Source organism: Pseudomonas viridiflava (assembly GCF_900602065.1).
Taxonomy (GTDB): Bacteria; Pseudomonadota; Gammaproteobacteria; order Pseudomonadales; family Pseudomonadaceae; genus Aquipseudomonas.
On the sequence record NZ_UWFN01000161.1, the window covers coordinates 1 to 278 of the forward strand.

Consider the following 278-nt stretch of genomic DNA (forward strand, 5'->3'; position numbering starts at 1 on the left):
GGTACGCACAGACTGTAGGGCTGGACGCGAAATCGGAGCCAATGCTATTAATGCAGCACCCTATGTGTACAAGGCATCACCCATGGAACTCGTGTGGCTGGAGGACTTCAACGCCCTCGCCGAGAGCGGAAATTTCTCACGTGCCGCCGACGCGCGGCATGTCACTCAGCCCGCGTTCAGCCGACGGATCAGGGCGCTGGAGAGCTGGGTGGGCGTCGAGTTGTTCGAGCGCACCGCCAAGGGGCATGCGGCGTTGGCGAAGCAGATCACTGGAGGTA

1 protein-coding gene is annotated in these 278 nt (G+C 61.5%); it reads left to right on the forward strand.

All coding sequences use genetic code 11. The annotated features are described in order from the left end of the window. Positions 1-82: 82 nt before the first annotated feature. The coding region (locus tag EE949_RS08485; RefSeq protein WP_164666734.1) for a helix-turn-helix domain-containing protein at positions 83-278 on the forward strand (196 nt) is incomplete at its 3' end.